Source organism: Roseburia sp. AM23-20, assembly GCF_003470905.1.
Classification (GTDB): domain Bacteria; phylum Bacillota; class Clostridia; order Lachnospirales; family Lachnospiraceae; genus Roseburia; species Roseburia rectibacter.
This window is the reverse complement of the sequence record NZ_QRHS01000067.1, coordinates 1-1,285: the sequence shown is the minus strand read 5'-3', so window position 1 is coordinate 1,285 and position 1,285 is coordinate 1. Positions and strand designations below refer to the sequence as shown.

General features: G+C 40.2%; 2 protein-coding genes. Both read right to left on the bottom strand.

What is annotated here, in order from left to right:
- Window positions 1-44: 44 nt before the first annotated feature.
- The gene (locus tag DW650_RS19300; RefSeq protein WP_118210885.1) at window positions 45-734 is read right to left on the bottom strand and encodes an IS630 family transposase; all 690 of its coding nucleotides are present in this window, start codon (window positions 732-734) and stop codon (window positions 45-47) included.
- Window positions 731-1,195, bottom strand: a complete 465-nt coding sequence (locus DW650_RS19295; RefSeq protein ID WP_118210884.1) for a helix-turn-helix domain-containing protein — start codon at window positions 1,193-1,195, stop codon at window positions 731-733. Before DW650_RS19295 ends, DW650_RS19300 begins: the two co-directional genes overlap by 4 nt.
- Window positions 1,196-1,285: the final 90 nt, after the last annotated feature.

Genomic DNA, 1,285 nt, shown 5'->3' with positions numbered 1-1,285 from the left:
CTAGTATACTGTATCATTGAAATTTAGTATATCTGCCACTTTAATTAAAAAGTGACAGATGATAGTGTCGGATACAGTGATATCAGTTTTTCCCGTGCATCCCCTGTTTGGAAATGCCACTGTATCTTAGCTGTATCCCGATTACGTTCCATTTCCCATGCTGATAACTCACATTTAAGTTTGTCAAGGGTGGATATTCGACGCGAAAGACATTGGCGTGTCATTACATTAAGCTCAATTTCTGCCATGTCAAGCCAACTTCCATGTTTAGGCGTATAGTGGATTTCCAGTCGTTTTATGATCCTTCTTGCTTCTGATGGTGGAAATGCTTTATAAAGTGAAGCAGCTTTATGGGTGTTTAGATTGTCCATTACCAGTATGATTTTCTTTGCATCTGGAAACATTTCATCTGACAGATATTTGATTTCCATTGCCCAGTCAATTGCAGTACGGTGTTCATGGACACTCACATGGTGTCTGCCGCCAAGTGGTTCAACAAAAGCAAATATGCTGCAGGTGCCATTCCTCTTATATTCGGAATCCGTTTTCTGGTTGTCACCCGGACGAACAGGCAGTGGCTGCCTTACATCATCCAAAAGCTGGTATGGCTTTTCATCCATACAGACAACAGGGTACATCGGGTCATATGGGAGTTCATAAACATCAAGGACATCTTCCATGCAGGCTACAAAATCAGCATCTTCTTTTGACGGAATACACCAGTAATCATTCATGTGAGGTCGAAGTTTATTTTTTTTAAAGCCCTGCCGATGGTATCTTTACTGACTGGAACATCAAGTACAATTTTTGCCTGTTCTTCCAGCAGACGGAGTGTCCAGCGGGAATGTCCTTCCGGTGCAGGACTGCACGCAATTTCAATAATACGAGCCTCAGCACGCCCATCAAATTTTCTGCGTGCATTATCAGAATTGACATTCCGGTTCATTGTACGGATACCCTGGATGCCTTTTTCGGAATAAAGCTTTACAGTATTCATGATAGTAGCCATACATACACAATTTGTTTTGGCAGACTGTGCATGGGTAAGAACTTTACCGTGTGCCTCATCTAGATCAATGATAATCTGGCATCTGTTTCGAACAGTTTTGGTTGTTTGCTTTTTACACATAACAGATTTTAGTTCCTTGAGTTCGTCATCCGTTAATGAAATATTATATTTTTTTGGTCTTGCCATCTAAAATCACCGCCGTTTCTTTTTAGTATATCATGAAACGGTTTGTCAGACCATAAAATTAATTAAATATCAATGATACAGTATACTAGT

Excerpts from the sequence above, each read along its gene's own strand:
- DW650_RS19300 (WP_118210885.1), bottom strand. The coding sequence starts at position 734 with ATGAATGATTACTGGTGTATTCCGTCAAAAGAAGATGCTGATTTTGTA.
- DW650_RS19295 (WP_118210884.1), bottom strand. The coding sequence starts at position 1,195 with ATGGCAAGACCAAAAAAATATAATATTTCATTAACGGATGACGAACTC.